The sequence below is a fragment of the Pseudomonas sp. FSO-7 genome (genome assembly GCF_059579345.1).
Genome location: NZ_CM184193.1, coordinates 2,128,061 through 2,150,309, shown reverse-complemented (window position 1 = coordinate 2,150,309; position 22,249 = coordinate 2,128,061). Strand labels below are relative to the sequence as shown.

Annotated in this window: 23 protein-coding genes; 18 read left to right on the top strand and 5 right to left on the bottom strand. The window is 62.6% G+C overall.

Going from position 1 to position 22,249, the window contains the following annotated elements; genetic code table 11:
* Nucleotides 1-66: 66 nt before the first annotated feature.
* On the bottom strand, nucleotides 67-753 hold the full coding sequence (locus tag AC515T_RS09435) for an alpha/beta family hydrolase (protein ID WP_496532251.1): 687 nt from the start codon (nucleotides 751-753) through the stop codon (nucleotides 67-69).
* Between the two features lie 96 nt (nucleotides 754-849).
* Here AC515T_RS09435 and ccoN (AC515T_RS09430) point away from each other — a divergent pair, with 96 nt between their 5' ends.
* The 18 genes from ccoN (AC515T_RS09430) (at nucleotide 850) to AC515T_RS09345 (ending at nucleotide 17,603) form a co-directional block, all read left to right on the top strand.
* Nucleotides 850-2,274 (top strand): cytochrome-c oxidase, cbb3-type subunit I, encoded by a 1,425-nt coding sequence (gene ccoN, locus AC515T_RS09430; RefSeq protein ID WP_060738426.1) that lies wholly within the window; start codon nucleotides 850-852, stop codon nucleotides 2,272-2,274.
* A 10-nt stretch (nucleotides 2,275-2,284) separates the two neighbouring features.
* Nucleotides 2,285-2,893 (top strand): cytochrome-c oxidase, cbb3-type subunit II, encoded by a 609-nt coding sequence (gene ccoO / locus AC515T_RS09425; RefSeq protein ID WP_496532250.1) that lies wholly within the window; start codon nucleotides 2,285-2,287, stop codon nucleotides 2,891-2,893.
* A 5-nt stretch (nucleotides 2,894-2,898) separates the two neighbouring features.
* On the top strand, nucleotides 2,899-3,099 hold the full coding sequence (locus AC515T_RS09420; RefSeq protein ID WP_496532249.1) for a cbb3-type cytochrome oxidase subunit 3: 201 nt from the start codon (nucleotides 2,899-2,901) through the stop codon (nucleotides 3,097-3,099).
* Complete coding sequence (gene ccoP, locus AC515T_RS09415) at nucleotides 3,096-4,049, top strand: cytochrome-c oxidase, cbb3-type subunit III (protein ID WP_496532248.1); 954 nt, start codon at nucleotides 3,096-3,098, stop codon at nucleotides 4,047-4,049. The genes AC515T_RS09420 and ccoP (AC515T_RS09415) overlap by 4 nt, the downstream gene beginning before the upstream one ends.
* A 482-nt stretch (nucleotides 4,050-4,531) precedes the next feature.
* The gene (ccoN, locus tag AC515T_RS09410) at nucleotides 4,532-5,974 is read left to right on the top strand and encodes a cytochrome-c oxidase, cbb3-type subunit I (RefSeq protein WP_030140905.1); all 1,443 of its coding nucleotides are present in this window, start codon (nucleotides 4,532-4,534) and stop codon (nucleotides 5,972-5,974) included.
* Entirely contained in the window at nucleotides 5,974-6,582 is a 609-nt protein-coding gene (gene ccoO / locus AC515T_RS09405) for a cytochrome-c oxidase, cbb3-type subunit II (protein WP_053120680.1), read from the top strand. The genes ccoN (AC515T_RS09410) and ccoO (AC515T_RS09405) overlap by 1 nt, the downstream gene beginning before the upstream one ends.
* A gap of 5 nt (nucleotides 6,583-6,587) precedes the next feature.
* Nucleotides 6,588-6,773, top strand: coding sequence for a CcoQ/FixQ family Cbb3-type cytochrome c oxidase assembly chaperone (locus AC515T_RS09400; protein WP_003183474.1), 186 nt, complete (start codon nucleotides 6,588-6,590; stop codon nucleotides 6,771-6,773).
* A complete protein-coding gene (gene ccoP / locus AC515T_RS09395; RefSeq protein WP_305470362.1) occupies nucleotides 6,770-7,753 on the top strand; it encodes a cytochrome-c oxidase, cbb3-type subunit III in 984 nt (327 codons plus the stop codon). The genes AC515T_RS09400 and ccoP (AC515T_RS09395) overlap by 4 nt, the downstream gene beginning before the upstream one ends.
* Before the next feature lie 153 nt (nucleotides 7,754-7,906).
* A complete protein-coding gene (locus tag AC515T_RS09390; RefSeq protein WP_496532247.1) occupies nucleotides 7,907-8,161 on the top strand; it encodes a type II toxin-antitoxin system Phd/YefM family antitoxin in 255 nt (84 codons plus the stop codon).
* Nucleotides 8,162-8,572, top strand: coding sequence for a type II toxin-antitoxin system VapC family toxin (locus tag AC515T_RS09385; protein WP_496532246.1), 411 nt, complete (start codon nucleotides 8,162-8,164; stop codon nucleotides 8,570-8,572).
* Nucleotides 8,573-8,979: 407 nt separating this feature from the next.
* Nucleotides 8,980-10,395, top strand: a complete 1,416-nt coding sequence (gene ccoG / locus AC515T_RS09380) for a cytochrome c oxidase accessory protein CcoG (protein ID WP_496532245.1) — start codon at nucleotides 8,980-8,982, stop codon at nucleotides 10,393-10,395.
* An 11-nt stretch (nucleotides 10,396-10,406) separates the two neighbouring features.
* Nucleotides 10,407-10,946: a FixH family protein gene (locus AC515T_RS09375; protein WP_496532244.1), complete on the top strand. Its 540-nt coding sequence runs from the start codon at nucleotides 10,407-10,409 to the stop codon at nucleotides 10,944-10,946.
* A 197-nt stretch (nucleotides 10,947-11,143) separates the two neighbouring features.
* Nucleotides 11,144-13,594, top strand: coding sequence for a heavy metal translocating P-type ATPase (locus AC515T_RS09370; protein ID WP_496532243.1), 2,451 nt, complete (start codon nucleotides 11,144-11,146; stop codon nucleotides 13,592-13,594).
* A 24-nt stretch (nucleotides 13,595-13,618) separates the two neighbouring features.
* The gene (gene ccoS, locus AC515T_RS09365; RefSeq protein ID WP_496532242.1) at nucleotides 13,619-13,837 is read left to right on the top strand and encodes a cbb3-type cytochrome oxidase assembly protein CcoS; all 219 of its coding nucleotides are present in this window, start codon (nucleotides 13,619-13,621) and stop codon (nucleotides 13,835-13,837) included.
* A complete protein-coding gene (locus tag AC515T_RS09360) occupies nucleotides 13,830-14,513 on the top strand; it encodes a sulfite exporter TauE/SafE family protein (RefSeq protein WP_305470359.1) in 684 nt (227 codons plus the stop codon). The genes ccoS and AC515T_RS09360 overlap by 8 nt, the downstream gene beginning before the upstream one ends.
* Nucleotides 14,514-14,765: 252 nt before the next feature.
* Complete coding sequence (gene hemN, locus AC515T_RS09355) at nucleotides 14,766-16,148, top strand: oxygen-independent coproporphyrinogen III oxidase (RefSeq protein ID WP_496532241.1); 1,383 nt, start codon at nucleotides 14,766-14,768, stop codon at nucleotides 16,146-16,148.
* A 95-nt stretch (nucleotides 16,149-16,243) separates the two neighbouring features.
* Nucleotides 16,244-16,978 carry a fumarate/nitrate reduction transcriptional regulator Fnr gene (gene fnr / locus AC515T_RS09350; protein ID WP_496532240.1) on the top strand — a complete coding sequence of 245 codons (735 nt, stop codon included), beginning with the start codon at nucleotides 16,244-16,246 and terminating at the stop codon, nucleotides 16,976-16,978.
* Nucleotides 16,979-17,054: 76 nt separating this feature from the next.
* A complete protein-coding gene (locus AC515T_RS09345; protein ID WP_496532239.1) occupies nucleotides 17,055-17,603 on the top strand; it encodes an adenine phosphoribosyltransferase in 549 nt (182 codons plus the stop codon).
* Between the two features lie 128 nt (nucleotides 17,604-17,731).
* Here AC515T_RS09345 and recR read toward each other — a convergent pair whose 3' ends face one another.
* The 4 genes from recR to dnaX all read right to left on the bottom strand — a co-directional run bounded on the left by recR (nucleotide 17,732) and on the right by dnaX (nucleotide 22,199).
* On the bottom strand, nucleotides 17,732-18,334 hold the full coding sequence (gene recR / locus AC515T_RS09340; RefSeq protein ID WP_496532238.1) for a recombination mediator RecR: 603 nt from the start codon (nucleotides 18,332-18,334) through the stop codon (nucleotides 17,732-17,734).
* Between the two features lie 66 nt (nucleotides 18,335-18,400).
* Nucleotides 18,401-19,435 (bottom strand): NADPH-dependent curcumin/dihydrocurcumin reductase, encoded by a 1,035-nt coding sequence (curA, locus tag AC515T_RS09335; RefSeq protein WP_496532237.1) that lies wholly within the window; start codon nucleotides 19,433-19,435, stop codon nucleotides 18,401-18,403.
* Between the two features lie 285 nt (nucleotides 19,436-19,720).
* Nucleotides 19,721-20,059, bottom strand: a complete 339-nt coding sequence (locus AC515T_RS09330; protein ID WP_003183512.1) for a YbaB/EbfC family nucleoid-associated protein — start codon at nucleotides 20,057-20,059, stop codon at nucleotides 19,721-19,723.
* A gap of 64 nt (nucleotides 20,060-20,123) precedes the next feature.
* On the bottom strand, nucleotides 20,124-22,199 hold the full coding sequence (gene dnaX, locus AC515T_RS09325) for a DNA polymerase III subunit gamma/tau (protein ID WP_496532236.1): 2,076 nt from the start codon (nucleotides 22,197-22,199) through the stop codon (nucleotides 20,124-20,126).
* Nucleotides 22,200-22,249: the final 50 nt, after the last annotated feature.

Sequence of the window (22,249 nt, the reverse complement as noted above, 5' to 3'; positions counted from 1 at the left end):
GCTCGACCCCAGAAGTAACATTTGAGCGGGCCTATTCGCGATGGGCGGTGACAGCCAGGCAAAAAGTTATTTAAGAAACTCTGTCACCCTGCCCGCCGCAGCCTCCAGATGCTGCTCATGGCTAAACCCCGAAGCCTTCAGCGGTTTCAAATCATGATCCCCCGCCACCAACCACAACACCTCAATGCTCGCTGAAAAGGTGTAGCCCTGCACCGCCTCCCGATTGCCCAGCGCATCCCGCTCGCCCTGGACGATCAAGGTTCGGGTCTTCAATGCGGCCAAGTGCTCGACCCGCGGTTTCTCTGGCTTGCCCACCGCATAGAAGGGATAACCCAGGCACACCAGGGCATCGGCGCCCAACTCATCGGCCAGCAGGCTCGCCATGCGCCCGCCCATGGACTTGCCGCCAATGGCCAGCCGCCCAGCGACATAAGGCCGCACCGTGGCGTACACCTCACGCCAGCATTCCAGCAACTTGGGCGCCGGGTTGGGCGGACGTTTCCCCCCATCCAGGCGGCGCTGGGCCATGTAGGGAAACTCGAAGCGCAATACGTTGACGCCATGCGCGGCAAGGCGCGCGGCCATTTCCTCCATGAACCCGCTGTCCATCGGCGCACCGGCGCCGTGGGCCAGGATCAGCGTCGGCGACTCGGCGCTGACGCCCGGCTGCGCGGCCGTCCACAGCCAGCCGTGTTGCTCCACGCACCGCGCCCATTGATCCCCGTCAATACTGGCCTTGTGCTGTTTGTCCATGCTTGCCTCGCTTTTAGTCTGCCTATAACTCCAGGCGAAGAACGCCGCACTGCCTTGCGCAGGCGCTCACTTCGACTGAACCGTGGATGGGGAACCATGAACACTTCTATCAGTACCGCCTACAACTACAAGGTGGTCCGCCAATTCGCCATTATGACGGTGGTGTGGGGCATCGTCGGCATGGGGCTCGGGGTTTTTCTCGCCGCCCAATTGGTCTGGCCGCAGCTCAACTTCGATTTGCCCTGGACCAGCTTCGGCCGCCTGCGCCCGCTGCACACCAACGCGGTGATCTTCGCCTTCGGCGGCTGCGCATTGTTTGCCAGTTCGTTCTACTCGGTGCAACGCACCTGCCAGACCCAGCTGTTTGCACCAAAAATCGCCGCGTTCTGCTTCTGGGGCTGGCAACTGGTGATCCTGCTGGCGGCCATCAGCCTGCCGCTGGGCTACACCAGTTCCAAGGAATACGCCGAACTGGAATGGCCGATCGACATCCTGATCACCATCGTCTGGGTGGCCTACGCCATCGTGTTCTTCGGCACCGTGGCCAAGCGCAACACCAAGCACATCTACGTCGGTAACTGGTTCTTCGGCGGGTTCATCCTGACCGTCGCGATCCTGCACATCGTCAACAACCTGGAACTGCCGGTAAGCCTGACCAAATCCTACTCGGTGTACGCCGGGGCCACGGATGCGATGGTGCAATGGTGGTACGGGCACAACGCCGTAGGCTTTTTCCTCACCGCGGGCTTTTTGGGGATGATGTACTACTTCGTGCCGAAACAGGCCGAGCGCCCGGTGTATTCCTATCGCCTGTCCATCGTCCACTTCTGGGCGCTGATCACCCTGTACATCTGGGCCGGCCCGCACCACTTGCACTACACCGCGCTGCCGGACTGGGCGCAGTCCCTGGGCATGGTGATGTCGCTGATCCTGCTGGCCCCCAGCTGGGGCGGCATGATCAACGGCATGATGACCTTGTCAGGCGCCTGGCATAAGTTGCGCAGCGACCCGATCCTGCGCTTCCTGGTCGTCTCGCTGGCGTTCTACGGCATGTCGACCTTCGAAGGCCCGATGATGGCCATCAAGACCGTCAACGCCCTCTCCCACTACACCGACTGGACCATCGGCCACGTGCATGCCGGCGCGCTCGGCTGGGTGGCGATGATTTCCATCGGGGCGCTGTACCACATGATCCCGAAAGTCTTCGGCCGGCCACAGATGCACAGCATTGGCCTGATCAACGCGCATTTCTGGCTCGCGACCATCGGCACCGTGCTCTACATCGCCTCGATGTGGGTCAACGGCATCGCCCAGGGCCTGATGTGGCGTGCGGTGAACGAGGACGGCACGCTCACCTACTCCTTCGTCGAAACCCTGGTGGCCAGCCACCCAGGCTTCGTCGTGCGGCTGGCGGGCGGGTCGATCTTCCTTCTCGGCATGCTGCTGATGGCCTACAACACTTGGCGCACCGTGCGGGCCTACCAGCCTGCCGAAGCCGCCGCTGCCGCGCAGATGGCCTGAGGAGTCCACCATGAAACACGAAACAATCGAAAAAAACGTCGGCCTGCTGATGCTGCTGATGGTGCTGGCCGTGAGCATTGGCGGCCTGACCCAGATCGTGCCGCTGTTCTTCCAGGACGTGACCAACAAGCCGGTGGACGGCATGAAGCCCTACACCGCCCTGCAATTGGAAGGCCGCGACATCTACATCCGCGAAGGCTGCGTCGGCTGCCACTCGCAGATGATCCGTCCGTTTCGCGCCGAGACCGAGCGCTACGGCCACTACTCCGTCGCCGGCGAAAGCGTCTGGGACCACCCATTCCTGTGGGGCTCCAAGCGTACCGGTCCAGACCTGGCAAGGGTCGGCGCACGCTACTCCGATGACTGGCACCGCGCCCACTTGTACAACCCGCGCAACGTCGTACCCGAGTCGAAAATGCCCGCCTACCCATGGCTGGTGGCCCAGGCGGTGGACAGCAGCCACACCGAAGGCAAGCTGCGCGCCATGCGCACCCTCGGCGTGCCGTACACCGAGGACGACATCGCCGGCAGCGTGGCCTCGCTCAAGGGCAAGACCGAAATGGACGCGCTGGTGGCCTACCTGCAAGTGCTCGGCACTGCCATCAAGAGCAAGAGGTAAGCCTGATGTTCTTTGAAATGAGCACTGGAATGATCCGTGGCCTGGGCACCGTCGTGGTGTTCATCGCCTTCATCGGCCTGACCCTGTGGGTGTTCAGCAGCAAGCGCGGGCCGGAATTCGCCCAGGCGCGCCTGCTGCCGTTCGCCGACGAACCGCCCGCCGACCTCACCCCCCAAGACCCTGCGACAAGGAGTACCCGGCCATGACCACCTTCTGGAGTACGTGGATCTGCGTACTGACCATCGGCAGCCTCATCGGCCTGACCTGGCTGCTGATCGGCACCCGCAAGGGCGAGACCAAGGGCAGCGTCGACCAGACCATGGGCCACAGCTTCGACGGCATCGAGGAGTACGACAATCCGCTGCCGCAGTGGTGGTTCCTGTTGTTCGCCGGCACCCTGGTGTTTTCCGTCGGCTACCTGGTCCTCTACCCGGGCCTGGGCAACTGGAAAGGCATCCTGCCCGGCTACGAGAACGGCTGGACCGGCGCCCATGAATGGGAGAAGGAAATGGCCAAGGCCGACGCCAGGTTCGGGCCGATCTTCGCCAAATTCGCCGCCATGCCCGTGGAAGAAGTTGCCAAGGACCCACAGGCCTTGAAAATGGGTGGCCGCCTGTTCGCCTCCAACTGCTCGGTCTGCCACGGCTCGGACGCCAAGGGCGCCTTCGGCTTCCCGAACCTGGCCGACAGCAACTGGCGCTGGGGCGGCGCCGCCGACACCATCAAGGCGACCATCATGGGCGGCCGCATGGCGGCGATGCCGGCCTGGGGCGAAGTGCTGGGGGACACCGGGGTCAAGAACGTGGCCGCGTATGTCCGCCACGACCTGGCCGGCCTGCCGTTGCCAGCGGATAGCGGTGCCGATCTGCAAGCCGGCCAGCAGGCCTTCAACACCACCTGCGTCGCCTGCCACGGCGCCAACGGCCAGGGGACCGAAGCCATGGGCGCGCCAAACCTGACGCAACCGGCCGGTTTCATCTACGGCACCAGCCTGGCCCAGTTGCAGCAGACCATTCGCCATGGTCGCCAGGGCCACATGCCGGCGCAGAATGAGTTGCTGGGCAATGACAAGGTGCAACTGCTCGCGGCTTACGTCTACAGCCTGTCCCAGGGTGCCGGCGCCGAGCGCCTGCAAGCGGAACACAAAAGCGAATAAATCCTGACCACACGAACAGTCGCATTCATCTGGATGCGGCTGCTTCGTGCCCCTGCGCGACGCATTGTCGCACCCTCCCTTCGTCTTCCTTTCGGTTCCCCGGAATCGGGTCTAAGCTTGCCTCTGCGTGCGCTGGCGACTGCCGGTTTCAGGTCGACCCGACCCGATGCGTTCGACAATCGTTCGACAAAAATTGCCGCAAAGGCAGGTGAATACCGGCTGTTGCGACAGTTGCCTGGCATCACCCGAACGCCGTGTTCGAACACACCCCGTTACAACCGACCGAACCCCCTCGCCTCTTTCCTTCGTTGCGACATTTTACCGAGGGCCAATTTTGTCCCTACTCGGCACATGGAAAGGCCGCAGAATCAGCTTTGGAAAGCATTGACCCAGGTCATGGCGCGTTGCAATGACCCCCCGCTTTCTCCATACTTGCGACCGATTTTTATCCTAATAAAACACCCAAACCGTGGAACCTTAGAATGAGCACAGCAATCAGTCCGACTGCTTATAACTATAAGGTAGTCCGCCAGTTCGCCATCATGACGGTGGTCTGGGGGATCCTTGGCATGGGGCTCGGTGTCTTCATCGCCTCGCAACTGGTCTGGCCGGAGTTGAACTTCGATCTGCCATGGACGACATTTGGACGCCTGCGCCCGCTGCACACCAACCTGGTGATCTTCGCCTTCGGTGGTTGTGCGTTGTTTGCCACTTCTTACTACGTCGTGCAGCGAACCTGCCAAACGCGACTGATCTCCGACAGCCTCGCCGCCTTCACCTTCTGGGGCTGGCAAGCGGTGATCGTCGGTGCGATCGTGACCTTGCCAATGGGTTTCACCACCACCAAGGAATACGCGGAACTGGAATGGCCCCTGGCTATTCTGCTGGCCATCGTCTGGGTGACCTACGGTTTGGTGTTCTTCGGCACCATCGTCAAGCGCAAGACCAAGCACATCTACGTCGGTAACTGGTTCTACGGTGCCTTCATCGTCGTGACCGCCATGCTGCACATCGTCAACCACGCCTCCCTGCCGGTCAGCTTCTTCAAGTCGTACTCGGCCTACTCGGGCGCGACCGACGCGATGATCCAGTGGTGGTACGGCCACAACGCGGTGGGGTTCTTCCTGACCACGGGCTTTTTGGGGATGATGTACTACTTCGTGCCGAAACAGGCCGAGCGTCCGATCTATTCCTATCGCCTGTCCATCGTCCACTTCTGGGCGCTGATCACCCTGTACATCTGGGCGGGTCCCCACCACCTGCACTACACCGCGCTGCCGGATTGGGCACAGTCCCTGGGCATGGCGATGTCGATCATCCTGCTGGCGCCAAGCTGGGGCGGCATGATCAACGGCATGATGACCCTGTCGGGCGCCTGGCATAAGCTGCGCACCGACCCGATCCTGCGGTTCCTGGTCGTGTCGTTGGCGTTCTACGGCATGTCGACCTTCGAAGGCCCGATGATGGCCATCAAGACCGTCAACTCCCTGAGCCACTACACCGACTGGACCATCGGCCACGTGCACGCCGGTGCGCTCGGCTGGGTGGCGATGATCTCCATCGGTGCCATCTACCACATGATCCCGAAACTGTTCGGTCGTGCGCAGATGCACAGCACCGGCCTGATCAACGCGCACTTCTGGCTCGCGACCATCGGCACCGTGCTCTACATCGCCTCGATGTGGGTCAACGGCATCACCCAAGGCTTGATGTGGCGTGCGATCAACGACGACGGCACACTGACCTACTCGTTCGTCGAAGCGCTGCAAGCCAGCCACCCTGGCTTCATCGTGCGTGCCCTGGGCGGCGCGTTCTTCGCCAGCGGCATGCTGCTCATGGCCTACAACGTGTACCGCACCGTTCGTGCCTCTGACCCGGCTGAAGCTGAAGCCGCCGCCAAGATCGCCGTAGTTGGAGCTCACTGATGAAGCACGAAGCAGTAGAGAAGAATATCGGCCTGCTGGCCTTCTTCATGGTCATCGCCGTGAGCATCGGCGGCCTGACCCAGATCGTTCCGCTGTTCTTCCAGGACGTGACCAACAAGCCGGTCGAAGGCATGAAGCCGCGCACCGCCCTTGAACTGGAAGGCCGCGACATCTACATCGCCAACGGTTGTGTCGGCTGCCACTCGCAGATGATCCGCCCGTTCCGCGCTGAAACCGAACGCTACGGCCACTATTCGGTTGCCGGTGAAAGCGTCTGGGACCACCCGTTCCTGTGGGGTTCCAAGCGTACCGGCCCGGACCTGGCCCGCGTTGGCGGCCGTTACTCCGACGATTGGCAGCGTGCGCACTTGTACAACCCGCGCAACGTCGTGCCGGAGTCGAAAATGCCGGCCTACCCGTTCCTCGTAGAAAACAAGCTCGACGGCAAAGACACCGCCAAGAAAATGGAAGTCCTGCGCGCCTTGGGCGTGCCTTACACCGACGAAGACATCGCCGGTGCCAAGGATGCCGTCAAGGGCAAGACTGAAATGGACGCGCTGGTGGCCTATCTTCAAGGCCTGGGCACCATCATCAAAAGCAAACGGTGATCTGGATGGATATCGGGATGATTCGTGGCCTGGGCACCGTCGTCGTGATGGTGGCCTTTATCGGCCTGGCCCTGTGGGTGTTCAGCCCCAAGCGCAAGTCGGAGTTTGACGACGCGACGTTGCTGCCGTTCGCGGATGATCCCGAAGCCATCAAGCACGTCGAGCAAGCTTCTAGGAGTAACAAAGAATGACTACGTTCTGGAGTCTGTACGTCACAGTCCTCAGCCTGGGAACGATCTTCGCCCTGACCTGGCTGCTGCTGTCGACCCGCAAGGGCCAGCGCAGCGAAGCCACCGAAGAGACGGTTGGCCACTCCTTCGACGGGATCGAGGAGTACGACAACCCACTGCCGAAATGGTGGTTCATGCTGTTCGTGGGCACCATCGTGTTCGCCCTCGGTTACCTGGTGCTCTACCCTGGCCTGGGCAACTGGAAAGGCCTGCTGCCAGGCTATAACTACCTGGACAACGAAAAGCAGACCGCCTTCGCCAACGGTCAGACCGGCTGGACAGGCGTTCACGAGTGGGAAAAGGAAATGGCGCGCTCGGACGCCAAGTTCGGTCCGATCTTCGCCAAGTTCGCCTCCATGCCCATCGAAGAAGTCGCCAAGGACCCGCAAGCCCTGAAGATGGGTGGCCGCCTGTTCGCCTCCAACTGCTCGGTCTGCCACGGTTCCGACGCCAAGGGTGCCTACGGCTTCCCCAACCTGACCGACGCCGACTGGCGCTGGGGCGGTGAGCCGGAAACCATCAAGACCACCATCATGGGCGGCCGTCACGCCGTGATGCCGGGCTGGGCTGCCGTGGTCGGCGAACAAGGCGTGGCCGACGTGGCCGCCTACCTGGTGACCAGCCTGCACGGTCGCAAGCTGCCGGAAGGCGCCAAGGCCGACCCGGCCAACGGCCAGAAACTGTTCGCGGCCAACTGCGTGGCCTGCCACGGTCCTGCCGGCAAGGGCACGCCCGCCATGGGCGCACCTGACCTGACGCACCCGGCCGGTTTCATCTACGGTTCGAGCTTCGCTCAACTGCAGCAGACCATCCGCTATGGTCGCCAGGGCCAGATGCCGGCCCAGGCCGATCTGCAAGGCAACGACAAGGTCCACCTGCTGGCGGCCTATGTCTACAGCCTGTCCCACGGCGAAAAGGCTCCGGCCGCTGACGCCCAGTAAGGCAAGTAGCTGATACACGAAAGGCCCCGCCAATCCGATTGGCGGGGCCTTTTTTGTTACCGGTCGGAAAACCTGGACGAATCGGTTGCGCTTGCCGCCCCTCCACACCAGTAGTAACGTGCCTACATTCGAATTCAAAATGAGGGCACGCCCATGTCCATCACGACGATCTCCAGCCGCGAATTCAACCACGACACAAGTGGTGCCAAAAAAGCCACTCGTGAAGGGCCGGTGATCATCACCGACCGTGGCAAGCCGGCCCATGTGCTGCTAAGCATTGAGGAGTACCAGAAACTGACTGGCATCGGCACCAGCATTGTCGAGTTGCTGGTCATGCCCGGTGCGCCGGATATCGACTTCGAAACCGAGCGTGCCGTCATTACGCCCCGCTCGGTGGACCTGTCCTGAATGTTTTTACTCGATACCAACGTCATTTCCGAACTGCGCAAACCCCAGGCAGACAAAAATGTCCAGGCCTGGGCGCGCAGCGTTCCCGCTCCCAGCCTGTACGTCTCGGCGATTACCGTACTGGAACTGGAAACCGGCGTGCTGCGCTTCGAACGCAAGGACCCGGCACAAGGCAGCCGCCTGCGAACCTGGCTGGATAATCATGTGTTGCCGGCCTTTGCCGGCAGGATCCTGGCTGTGGACCGCGCCGTCGCACTGCGCTGCGCTCGCCTGCATGTCCCCGATCACAGCAATGAATGCGATGCATTGATTGCCGCTACCGCATTGGTCCATGGGTTGACCGTGGTGACCCGCAACGTGAGTGATTTCCAAAACAGCGGCGTGCCGGTAATCAACCCGTGGGTTGGCTGATGCATATCGGCAGTCATCACAAGGTGGTTTTTTGTGGCGAGGGAGCTTGCTCCCGCTGGGTGGCGAAGCCGCCCCAAAAAATCACCGCGCTTTCCAGATGAGACCGCACTAGCCTGATTTACGACTGCTGCGCAGCCGAACGGGAGCAAGCTCCCTCGCCACAAAACAGGGTAGCCTCAGAACGCGCCCTTCGTTTCGCCGACGTTATGAAATAGCTATAGTCAATTGATCTGGGTCATGACTTGTTACATCCGCTACACCATTCGGCCCAGACGCCCAACGCGACCAAAGGTCGCACCCTTGAGCCAGAGCGACAGGCGTATCATTGCGCCACTGCAACACCCTTTCTGACCGAGGTCGGCACGTACTGGCCCCGGCACTTTTCCACTGCCGTGGGATGCAATTCGATGAGCAACCAGATTCCGGTACATGACGTTACCCCGCCTGCCAAGGACGCGAACAACAGCGTCGACCTGTATGCCTCTCGGGAAAAAATCTATACCCGCGCCTTCACCGGCCTGTTCCGTAACCTGCGGATGCTTGGCGGAGCGTTCTTGTTCCTGCTGTATTTCGGTACGGTCTGGTTGAACTGGGGCGGCCATCAGGCCGTCTGGTGGAACCTGCCGGAACGCAAGTTCTTCATTTTTGGCGCGACCTTCTGGCCCCAGGATTTCATCCTGCTGTCCGGGATGCTGATCATTGCGGCATTTGGCCTGTTTTTCATCACGGTCTATGCCGGACGGGTGTGGTGTGGCTACACCTGCCCACAAAGCGTGTGGACCTGGATCTTCATGTGGTGCGAAAAAGTCACCGAAGGCGATCGCAACCAGCGCATCAAGCTCGACAAGGCCCCCATGGGCGCCAACAAATTCCTGCGCAAGTTCGCCAAGCACAGCCTGTGGCTGCTGATTGGCTTCGTCACCGGCGTGACCTTTGTCGGTTACTTCACGCCAATCCGCGAACTGGTGTTCGAGTTCTTTACCGGCCAGGCCGATGGCTGGTCGTATTTCTGGATCGGCTTCTTCACCCTCGCCACCTATGGCAACGCCGGCTGGCTGCGTGAACAAGTGTGCATCTACATGTGCCCTTACGCGCGTTTCCAGAGCGTGATGTTCGACAAGGACACCCTGATCGTGTCCTACGACCCGCGTCGTGGCGAAAGCCGTGGCCCGCGCAAGAAAGGTGTGGACTACAAGGCCCTGGGCCTTGGGGACTGCATCGACTGCACCATGTGCGTCCAGGTCTGCCCGACCGGCATCGACATCCGCGACGGCTTGCAGATCGAGTGCATCGGCTGCGCGGCCTGCATCGATGCCTGCGACAACATCATGGACAAGATGGATTATCCCCGCGGCCTGATCAGCTACACCACCGAACACAACCTCTCGGGGCAGAAAACCCATAAACTGCGCCCGCGCCTGATCGGTTATGCGCTGGTGTTGCTGACGATGATCAGCTTGCTGGCGGCGGCATTCTTCATGCGTTCGCTGGTGGGTTTCGACGTCAGCAAGGACCGCGTGCTGTACCGCGAAAACGCCGAAGGCCGGATCGAGAACGTCTACAGCCTGAAGATCATGAACAAAGACCAACGCGACCATACGTACATCCTGGGAGCCGTCGGCCTGCCTGACCTCAAGCTGCAAGGTCGTCGGGAAATCAAGGTCGCGGCCGGCGAGATCTACAGCCAGCCGGTTGAACTGTCCAGCGCACCGGAGCAACTGCCATCGAGTACCAACGAGGTGACCTTCATCCTCAAGGACGCCGATGACGAAAGCGTACATGTCGAAGCCAAGAGCCGGTTCATCGGCCCACAAACTCGTTGAGAGAAATGAACATGCCTGCAGCAACCGCCACCAGCCCTTGGTACAAGCACCTTTGGCCGTGGATCATCATCGCGATCCTGAGCTGTTCGGTGACACTGAGCCTGACGATGGTGACCATTGCGGTGAAGAACCCGGACAACCTGGTCAACGACAATTATTACGAAGCCGGCAAGGGCATCAACCGCTCGCTGGAGCGCGAGCTGCTGGCCCAGACCCTGCAGTTGCATGCCAATGTGCAACTGGATGACGTGACCGGCGAAGTGAACCTGCGCCTGAACGGCAACAGCCGCCCCCAGACCCTGGAGCTGAGCCTGATCTCGCCGACCCAGCCGGAGAAGGACCGCAAGATCGTCCTGACCCGCAACGACAGCGAACCGGGGCGCTACGTCGGTCAATTGACGGACAAGATCGAAGGCCGGCGCTTTGTCGAATTGCTAGGGATGGAGAACGACAAGACCTGGCGCCTGTTCGAAGAAGAGCAGATCAACCACGACCAGGCCATCCTGCTCGGCGATGAACCGCTGCAAGGCGCTGAAGACCTGAAAAAATAAGCTGCTTTTCTGTGGCGAGGGAGCTTGCTCCCGCTGGGTCGCGAAGCGGCCCTGAAGCCTGAATCCCGGCGCTATCAGGTTCCATGGTATCGGCTGCTTCGGGCCTGCTACGCAGGCCAGCGGGAGCAAGCTCCCTCGCCACAGAAAGCGCCCTCACTTAGCAAGCTCCTTCAGCAAAGGCCTTCATAGCGACAACCATGACCACTCCACAGCCCTGCTATCACTGCGCCCTGCCCGTCCCCCCTGGCAGTCGCTTCACCGCCGTTGTCCTCGGTGAAACCCGCGAGCTGTGCTGCCCGGGCTGCCAGGCGGTGGCTGAGGCCATTGTCGCCGGAGGCCTGGAAAGCTATTACCAGCATCGCAGCGAAGCGTCGGCCAATCCCGAGACCCTGCCCGTCCAGTTGACCGATGAACTGGCCCTGTACGATCGCCCTGACGTGCAGCAGTCGTTCGTGCGCCATGAGGGCGACTTGGCCGAAACCACCCTGTTGATGGAAGGCATCAGTTGCGCCGCCTGCGGCTGGCTGATCGAAAAACAGCTGCGCAGCCTGCCGGCGGTGGCCGAGGCGCGGTTGAACCTGTCCAACCATCGCCTGCATGTGCGCTGGGCCGACGCCCAGTTACCGCTGAGCACGCTGCTCGCCGAGCTCCGCCAGATCGGCTACGTCGCCCACCCGTACCAGGCCGACCAGGCCTGCGAGCAACTCGCCGCACAAAACCGCCTGGCCCTGCGCCAGTTGGGCGTGGCCGGCCTGTTGTGGTTCCAGGCGATGATGGCGACGATGGCCACCTGGCCGGAATTCAACATCGACCTGAGCCCGGAGATGCACACCATCCTGCGCTGGGTTGCCCTGTTTCTCACCACGCCCATCGTGTTCTACAGCTGCGCGCCGTTCTTCAAAGGTGCCATGCGCGACCTGCGCACCCGCCACCTGACCATGGACGTGTCGGTGTCCCTGGCCATTGGCAGCGCCTACGTTGCCGGAATCTGGACGTCGATCACTGGCGTCGGCGAGTTGTACTTCGATGCCGTGGGCATGTTCGCCCTGTTCCTGCTGGCCGGCCGTTACCTGGAACGCCGGGCCCGGGAGCGCACGGCTGCCGCCACCGCCCAACTGGTCAATCTGCTGCCGGCCTCGTGCCTGCGCCTGGCGGCTGACGGCCAGAGTGAACGCATCCTGCTCAGCGAATTGCGCACTGGTGACCGGGTGCTGGTGCATCCCGGGGCGGTCCTGCCGGCTGACGGCAAGATCCTCGAGGGGCAGTCCAGCATCGACGAATCGCTGCTGACCGGCGAGTACCTGCCACAACCTCGACAAGTGGGCGATGCGGTCACCGCGGGCACACTGAATGTCGAAGGCGCCTTGACTGTCGAGGTGCTGGCCCTCGGACAAGACACCCGGTTGTCAGCCATCGTGCGCCTGCTGGAACGGGCCCAGGCCGAGAAACCACGATTGGCGGAGATCGCCGATCGTGCCGCCCAATGGTTCCTGCTGTTCTCCCTGGTCGCGGCGGCCGCCATCGGCCTGTTGTGGTGGCAACTGGATACCTCGCGAGCCTTCTGGATCGTCCTGGCGATGCTGGTCGCCACCTGCCCTTGCGCGTTGTCCCTCGCCACGCCGACCGCCCTCACCGCGGCCACCGGCACTTTGCACAAACTTGGCCTGCTGCTGACGCGCGGCCATGTGCTGGAGGGCCTGAACCAGATCGACACGGTGATCTTCGACAAGACCGGCACCCTCACCGAAGGCCGCCTGGCGTTGCGCGCCATTCGGCCACTGGCGGCCCTCGACAGCGATCACTGCCTGGGCTTGGCCGCGGCCCTGGAAAACCGCTCGGAACACCCCATCGCCCGTGCTTTTGGCCGCGCGCCAATGGCCGCCGAGCAAGTGCAAAGCACCCCGGGTCTGGGGCTGGAAGGCCTCGTGGCCGAACAACGCCTGCGCATCGGCCAGCCCGGGTTTGTCTGCGAACTGAGTGGCGCTGCCGTACCGCAGATGCCGGACGAAGCCGGGCAATGGCTGTTGCTGGGCGACGAGACCGGGCCACTGGCCTGGTTCGTCCTCGATGATCGCTTGCGCGCCGACGCCCCGGCCCTGCTGGCGGCCTGCAAGGCGCGGGGCTGGCGGACGCTATTGCTGTCGGGCGACAGTTCACCGATGGTCGCCAGCGTCGCCACCGAACTGGGCATCGATGAGGCCCGGGGCGGCCTGCGTCCGGACGACAAACTGGCGGTGTTGCAGCAATTGCACCAACAGGGCCGCAAGGTGCTGATGCTCGGCGATGGCGTGAACGACGTGCCGGTGCTGGCGGCGGCGGACATCAGTGTCGCCATGGGCTCGGCCACCGACCTGGCCAAGACCAGCGCCGACGCCGTGCTGCTGTCCAACCGCCTCGACGCCCTGATCCATGCCTTCAGCCTGGCCCGGCGCACCCGTCGGGTGATCGTCGAGAACCTGGTGTGGGCAGGGCTGTACAATGGCCTCATGTTGCCGTTCGCCGCCCTCGGCTGGATTACGCCGGTGTGGGCCGCGGTCGGCATGTCCATCAGTTCGTTGACCGTGGTGTTGAATGCCCTGAGGCTGACGCGTCAGCCCAAGGCGCACGTTTGCGCCGCCACGCCCGATACCCGCCCGCTGCCGGCCTGAGCCGCACGGGCATGGAGTTCCGACATGCCAGCTCTTTACGTGATGATCCCGGCCGCGCTGCTGATCGTGGCCATCGCCGTGTACATTTTCTTCTGGGCCGTGGACAGCGGCCAGTACGACGACCTCGACGGTCCGGCCCACAGCATTCTGTTCGACGATCAGGACCCGAACCACAAGGCGGCGGTGGACGAAGCCAGTGGCGAGGTTCGCCAGCCGGACGACAAGGCCCCGCCCCATGCTTGACCTGGCGCCACTGCTGGTTTCGGCCGTCATCCTTGGCCTGTTGGGCGGCGGCCACTGCCTGGGCATGTGCGGCGGCCTGATGGGCGCCCTGACCCTGGCGATTCCCAAGGAACAGCGCAGCCGCCGCTTTCGGCTGCTGCTGGCGTACAACCTGGGACGGATCCTGAGCTACGCCACCGCCGGGCTGCTGATCGGCCTGGCCGGGTGGGCCGTGTCCAACAGCCCGGCCGCGATGATCATGCGGGTGCTGGCCGGCTTGCTGCTGATTGCCATGGGCCTGTACCTGGCCGGCTGGTGGAGCGGCCTGACCCGCATCGAAAGCGTGGGACGCGGCTTGTGGCGACACATCCAGCCCGTCGCCAACCGCTTGCTGCCGGTGTCGAGCCTGCCCCGGGCCTTGCTGCTCGGCGCCCTGTGGGGCTGGCTGCCATGCGGGTTGGTCTACAGCACCCTGCTATGGTCCGCCAGCCAGGGCAATGCTCTGGACAGTGCCTTGCTGATGCTCGCCTTCGGCCTGGGCACCTGGCCGGTGCTGCTCGCTACCGGCCTGGCCGCCGAGCGCATCACCGCCCTGCTGCGCAAACGCAGCGTGCGCATGGCCGGTGGATTGCTGGTGATTGTCTTTGGCGTCTGGACATTGCCAGGGCCGCATCAGCATTGGCTCATGGGGCATTGACCTGCCCTGTGGCGAGGGAGCGTGCTCCCGCTCGGCTGCACAGCAGTCGCAATATCAGCCGAGGCGTTCTACCTGAGGATTATTGGGGCCTGCTTCGCAGGCCAGCGGGAGCAAGCGCCCTCGCCACGGGTTTGAGCTGTCTGGGCTGACATCATTCTCGACAACACCCATGCCCCGTTGACACAAATCAAAACCACCCCGCGCCTACGCCCCTAGACTCGCCCCATGCCAGCCTATCCGGGGAACACCCGCATGCTCGACGCCATCCGTTGGGACTCAGACCTGATCCGCCGCTACGACCTGGCGGGACCACGCTACACCTCGTACCCGACTGCGGCGCAGTTCGGCAGCCAGGTGAGCACCTTCGACCTGCTCCATGCCCTGCGTGACAGCCGCAAGGCCCGGCGGCCACTGTCGGTGTATGTGCACGTGCCATTCTGCGCGAACATTTGCTACTACTGCGCCTGCAACAAGGTCATCACCAAGGACCGTGGCCGCGCCCACGCCTATCTGCAACGCCTGGAACAGGAAATCCAGCTGATCGGCTGCCACCTGGACCCCACCCAGCGCGTGGAACAGTTGCACTTTGGCGGCGGCACCCCGACGTTCCTCAGCCACGACGAGCTGCGCCAACTGATGGCCACGCTGCGCAAGCACCTCAACCTGCTGGAGGACGATTCCGGCGACTACAGCATTGAGATCGATCCCCGGGAGGCCGACTGGTCGACCATGGGGCTATTGCGTAACCTGGGGTTCAATCGGGTCAGCATCGGCCTGCAAGACCTCGACCCGGCGGTCCAGCGTGCGGTCAATCGTCCGCAAAGCCTGGAGGAAACCCGCGCCGTGGTCGAGGCTGCCCGGACCTTGCAATTCCGTTCGATCAACCTCGACCTGATCTATGGCCTGCCCAAGCAGACCCCGGACACCTTCGCCCGCACCGTCGAGGAAGTCATCCACCTGCAACCGGACCGGCTCTCGGTGTTCAACTACGCTCACCTGCCGGAACGCTTCATGCCCCAGCGGCGTATCAACAGCCAGGACTTGCCGAACCCGGAGCAGAAACTGACGATGCTGCAAGGCACCATCGAACAGCTGACCAAGGCTGGCTACCGCTACGTCGGCATGGACCACTTCGCCCTGCCCGACGACGAGCTGGCCATCGCCCAGGAAGAGGCCACGTTGCAGCGCAACTTCCAGGGCTACACCACCCATGGTCATTGCGACCTGATCGGCCTCGGCGTGTCCGCCATCAGCCAGATCGGCGATGTGTACTGCCAGAACAGCAGTGACCTGAATCATTACCAGAACACCCTCGCCGACGGGCAATTGGCAACCAGTCGCGGGCTGATCTGCCATACCGACGATCGGTTGCGACGCGCGGTGATCCAGCAGTTGATCTGTCACTTCCACCTGGCCTTCGCCGAGATCGAACAACGTTTCAATGTCGATTTCCGGGGTTACTTCGCCCCGTTGTGGCCGTCATTGCAGGCCATGGCCGAGGACGGTCTGATCGAGCTCGACAACACGCACATCAAAGTCCTGCCCGCCGGGCGCCTGCTGGTGCGATCGGTGTGCATGGTCTTCGACGCCTACCTGGAGCCGCACAATCGCCAACGCTTCTCCCGAGTCATTTGAGCGCGACAATTTGACGAAGCGACCGCACTGGCCGGAGTGCCTGCGCTGGGGTACCCTTACGTCTTATGTGTGATTTTCCCACAAGGATTGAAGAAATGTCCGAGCCAGTCAAACTGCGCGCCCACAACCAGGCCCATTGCAAGGATTGCAGCCTGGCCCCCCTCTGCCTGCCACTTTCGTTGAATCTGGAAGACATGGATGCGCTGGACGACATCGTCAAGCGGGGTCGCCCGTTGAAAAAAGGTGAATTCCTGTTTCGCCAGGGTGACACCTTCAATTCCGTCTATGCGGTGCGCTCGGGCGCCTTGAAAACCTTCAATCTGAGCGACGGTGGCGAAGAACAGCTCACCGGCTTCCACCTGCCCAGCGAACTGGTGGGCTTGTCGGGCATGGACACCGAGACCCATCCGGTCTCGGCCCAGGCGCTGGAAACCACCTCGGTGTGCGAAATTCCCTTTGATCGCCTGGACGAGCTGGCCATCCAGTTGCCGCAACTGCGTCGCCAGTTGATGCGAGTCATGAGCCGGGAAATCCGTGACGATCAGCAGATGATGCTGCTGCTCTCGAAAAAAACCGCCGACGAGCGCATTGCCACGTTCCTGGTCAACCTCTCGGCACGCTTCCGCGCCCGCGGCTTCTCGGCCAACCAGTTCCGCCTGAGCATGTCGCGCAACGAAATCGGCAATTACCTGGGCCTGGCGGTGGAAACCGTGTCCCGGGTGTTCACCCGTTTCCAGCAGAACGAGTTGATTGCCGCCGAAGGCAAGGAAATTCACATCCTCGACCCGATCCAGCTCTGCGCCCTGGCCGGCGGCTCGATCGAAGGCTGATGGACGAGCGCGGCTGAGGGATTTGCCTCGCCGCGCTATACTGCCGCGTTTGCAGCCCTGCCAGGACACTTCCACGATGGTCTTTGACTCCTTCGACATCAAATCCCTGATCCGCCCCGTGATCGATTTCCCCAAGCCCGGCGTGATCTTTCGCGACATTACCCCACTGTTCCAATCCCCGACCGCCCTGCGGCTGGTCATGGACAGTTTCGCCCACCGCTATGTCGAAGCCGAGTTCACTCATATTGGCGCGATGGATGCTCGGGGCTTTCTGATCGGCTCGATCCTGGCCTATCAGTTGAACAAACCGCTGGTCTTGTTCCGCAAGCAAGGCAAGCTGCCGGCCGACGTGCTGGCCGAGGGTTACCAGACCGAATACGGCGAAGCCTTCCTTGAAGTGCACGCCGACAGCCTGTGCGAAGGGGATTCGGTGGTGATGTTCGATGACCTGATCGCCACCGGTGGCACGCTGATCGCCGCCGCCAACCTGATCCGCCGCATGGGCGCCAAGGTCCACGAGGCCGCGGCGATCATCGACTTGCCGGAGCTGCTCGGCTCCCAGCGTCTGGAAGACATGGGAATTGCGACGTTCTGCCTGACGCAGTTTTCGCTCAGCGAAAAATAATCGGGAAACTGCAATCGAACCTGTGGGAGCGGGCTTGCTCGCGAAAGCGGTGTGCCAGTCAACATATTTGCCGACTGACCCACCGCTTTCGCGAGCAAGCCCGCTCCCACAAGGGGGTTGTATGACTGTTACAAAGCGATCGGCTTACGCCCCGCAAACGAATGCGCCAGCGTCCCGCCATCCACCAATTCAAGCTCCCCACCCAACGGCACGCCATGGGCGATGCGTGAGGCGACCAGGCCTTTGTGGTTCAGCAGTTGGGCGATGTAATGGGCGGTGGCTTCGCCTTCGACCGTCGGGTTCGTAGCAAGGATGACTTCCGTGAACGTACCCGCTTCTTCGATCCGCGCGATCAACTGTGGAATGCCGATGGCTTCAGGCCCCAGGCCGTCGAGCGGGGACAAATGGCCCTTGAGCACGAAATAACGACCCCGGAAACCGGTCTGCTCCACCGCATACACATCCATCGGTCCCTCCACCACGCAAAGCAAGGTGTCGTCCCGACGCGGGTCGGCACATTGCGGGCAGAGGTCGTCTTCGGTGAGGGTGCGGCATAAGCGGCAATGCCCTACACCTTCCATGGCCTGGCTAAGCGCCTGGGCCAGGCGCGAACCGCCGCTGCGATCACGCTCAAGCAATTGCAACGCCATGCGCTGGGCAGTTTTCTGACCCACACCCGGCAACGTTCGCAGGGCATCGATCAGTTGGCGAATCAAAGGGCTGAAGCTCATGGAGGAAATGTCCGACATAACAACGAGACGCGGTTTATACCCGCGCCTCCGATTAGCGTCAAATACTCAATCCTGCGCGACCCGCACCACCAACTTGCCGAAGTTGCGCCCTTCCAACAGGCCGATAAACGCCTGTGGCGCATTTTCCAGGCCATCGATCACGTCCTCGCGGAACTTGACCTTGCCATCGCGCACCCAAGGGGCCATGGCACTGATGAACTCCGGCTGACGGTCACCGTAGTCGTCAAACACAATAAACCCCTGGATCCGCACGCGCTTGGTCAGCAAGGTGCGCTGCAGTTGCGGCAAGCGATCCGGGCCGCTCGGCGGCTGATGATCGTTGTAGGACGCAATCAGGCCACAGAGCGGGATCCGCGCCTTGGCATTGAGCAACGGCACGACGGCATCGAAGACCTTGCCACCGACGTTTTCGTAATAGATATCGATGCCTTTGTCACAGGCCCGCGCCAGTTCCTCGGCAAAATTCGCGCTCTTGTGATCGACACAGGCATCAAAGCCCAACTCGTCGACCACGTACTTGCATTTCTCGCTACCGCCCGCGACGCCGACCACACGCAGGCCCTTGATCTTCGCCACCTGGCCGACCACCGAGCCCACGGCACCCGAGGCGGCCGCGACCACCAGGGTTTCCCCGGCCTTGGGCTGGCCAATGTCCATCAGCCCCATGTAAGCGGTCATGCCCGGCATGCCCAACACACCCAGGGCCATCGACGGGCTGGGCAGCCCGGAGGGAATGGGCATCACGTTGCGCCCATCGCTGATGCTGTGGCTCTGCCAACCCGTGGCGCCCACCACCAGATCACCCTCCTGGAATTTCGGGTGCGTCGAACGCTCCACGCGGCTGACAGCGCCGCCGGTCATCACCTCATCGATTTCCACCGGAGCGGCGTAGGAAGGGCCGTCACTCATGCGCCCGCGCATGTAGGGGTCCAGGGACAGGAACAGCGTCTTGAGCAGGATCTGCCCTTGTGCCAGGTCCGGCAGGGTCACGTGCTCCAGGCGGAAATTGTCCGGGGTCGGGGCGCCGTGGGGGCGAGAGGCCAGGACGATGCGCTGGCTGGTGCTCGATGCTTGTGACATGGAAGCGTCTCCTTGATCGTTGAGTGGCACGTATAGGGAGCAGACCATTTTGAAGGGGGTGTGTTCGATGTTCTTGTCGCTGGACCGCGGTGCCTGCTATCGCGAGCAAGCTCGCTCCCACACTGTCCCCAGGCGACTTCATCTCATGCCCACCACAGTTCCCTGTGGGAGCGAGCTTGCTCGCGATAGCGGCCGGCCATCCACCGCTGTATTTGGGGCCAGAAACAAAAATGCCAGGCGCGATGCCTGGCATTGTGTGTAGCCCATCCCGACCGGGATGGCGAATCAGAACGGCAGTTTCATGCCCGGCGGCAGTTGCATGCCAGCGGTCATGCCGGACATCTTGTCCTGGCTGTTGGCTTCGATCTTGCGCACCGCGTCATTGACGGCGGCGGCGAACAAGGCTTCGAGCATTTCCTTGTCATCTTCGCTCAGGCCTTCGACCACACTTGGGTCGATGCTGACGCGCTTGATGTCGTGGCGACCGGTCATGACCACGGTCACCATGTCGCCGCCGGATTTGCCGGTGACTTCGGCGTTGGCCAGCTCTTCCTGCATCTTGGCCATTTTTTCCTGCATCTGCTGCGCCTGCTTCATCAGGCCGGCCATGCCACCTTTCATCATGGGAATCACCTCGAAAGTACTTGGATAAACAACGCGCCCGGCCCGTTCGGCCCGGCGCCTTCAGTTATGAGCCCTGGGTGACCGGGGCTTCGACAGGTTCGATAGTATCGTGACGGACCACGGCGCCGAACTGTTGCATCATTTGCTGGATGAATGGATCGCCGTGGATCGATTCCTCCGCTTCGCGCTGACGGTCGGCACGGCGACGGGACGCGGCCTGGGCCGGGGTCTCCTGCTCGGGCTTGGTCAGCTCGATGGTCAGCGTCAGGGTGCGCTGGTGGTACTGGTTCAGCGCATCGTTGAGGCGACGTTGCTGGGTCGCGTTGAACAGTGCGCTGTGGGCCGGGTCGAGGTGCAGCAGCCAATGATCGCCTTCCACAGCCATGAGTGTGCAGTTGGCGGCGATGCTACCGGTCATGCCGCTGATCGGCAATTTAGGGAACAGTTCCAGCCATTGCAGGGCCAGCCCGGTGGCCGGCATCGCCGCTGGTTCCGGCTCGGGCTCCGGGGCCGGCTCAGCGGCGTGCTCGCTGGCCAGGTCGTCCAGGTAGCTGTAGGCCGAATCCATGTCCGGCTCGATGTAATCCTCGTCCAGCGGCGGCTCATCGTCCAGGTCGATGCCCGGCGTGGCGACATCGACGTCGGCCACTGTCGGCTCGGGCACGGGCGCTGCGACCCACTCCGGCGCGTCGGGCACCACGCTGTCGGGCGTCGGCAGGGGCATCGGCGGCAACTCGGGCTGCTCGGCGACGGTTTCCAATACGGGCTCGACGACCGGCTGCTGGACCACTTCCGGCTCGACCGGGTCGTTCCAAGGCAGGTCGACGACTTCTTCGGCGACGGGTTCGGGCAGCGCCTCGACGACCGGCTCGGGCTCAGGCTCAGGCAACGCGACAACAGGCGCCGGCACCGGCTGGGGTACAGGTGCCACCGCTGCCGGCACCGAAGCCACTGCCGGCGCAACGACGGGCGCGGCAGCCACTGGCTTGGCGGAATCAGCTGTGGCCTGGCTGATCCCCACTGGCTTTAGCGTTTGCCTCGGGGCGTCCGCCGTGTCGGCTGGCCGGAACGCCAGCATGCGCAGCAGGACCATTTCGAAGCCGCCTCGCGGATCCGGCGCCAGGGGCAGGTCGCGACGGCCGATCAGGCCCATCTGGTAATAGAACTGCACGTCTTCGGCCGGCAGCGCCTGGGCCAGCGCCAGTACGCGATCACGGTCGCCATGGCCGTTGTCGACACCTTCAGGCAGGGCCTGGGCGATGGCGACACGGTGCAGCACGTTGAGGATTTCCGAAAGCACGCCATTCCAGTCCGGCCCCTGCTCGGCCAGGTGACGCACCGCCTCGAGCAGCGCCTTCGCGTCGCCTTCGATCAGCGCATGCAAGACGTCATAGACCTGGCCATGATCGAGGGTGCCGAGCATGGCCCGGACATCGGCGGCCATGACCCTGCCTTCACCGAAAGCGATGGCCTGGTCGGTCAGGCTCATGGCGTCGCGCATCGAACCATCGGCGGCGCGGCCCAGCAGCCACAGTGCATCGTCTTCGAACGGCACGTTCTCCACGCCCAGTACGTGTGTCAGGTGCTCGACGACCCGTTCCGGCGTCATGTTCTTGAGGGAGAACTGCAGGCACCGCGACAAAATCGTTGCGGGAAGTTTCTGCGGGTCTGTGGTCGCCAGGATGAACTTGACGTAGGGCGGCGGCTCTTCGAGGGTCTTGAGCAGCGCATTGAAAGAATGGCTGGAGAGCATGTGCACTTCGTCGATCAGGTAGACCTTGAAGCGCCCACGGCTCGGCGCGTACTGCACGTTGTCGAGCAGTTCGCGGGTATCTTCGACCTTGGTGCGGCTGGCGGCGTCGATCTCGATCAGGTCGACGAAACGGCCCTCGTCGATTTCCCGGCAGACCGAGCACTCGCCGCACGGCGTCGAGGTGATGCCGGTTTCACAGTTCAGGCACTTGGCGATGATCCGCGCGATGGTGGTCTTGCCCACACCCCGGGTACCCGTGAACAGGTAGGCATGGTGCAACCGCTGGCTGTCCAAGGCATTGATCAGAGCCTTGAGCACATGGGTCTGGCCGACCATTTCGCGGAACGAGCGCGGACGCCATTTACGTGCAAGAACCTGATAACTCATCGAAAACCGTCGCAACGAAGGAACATAAGCGGCTAATGCTAGCGGAGCAG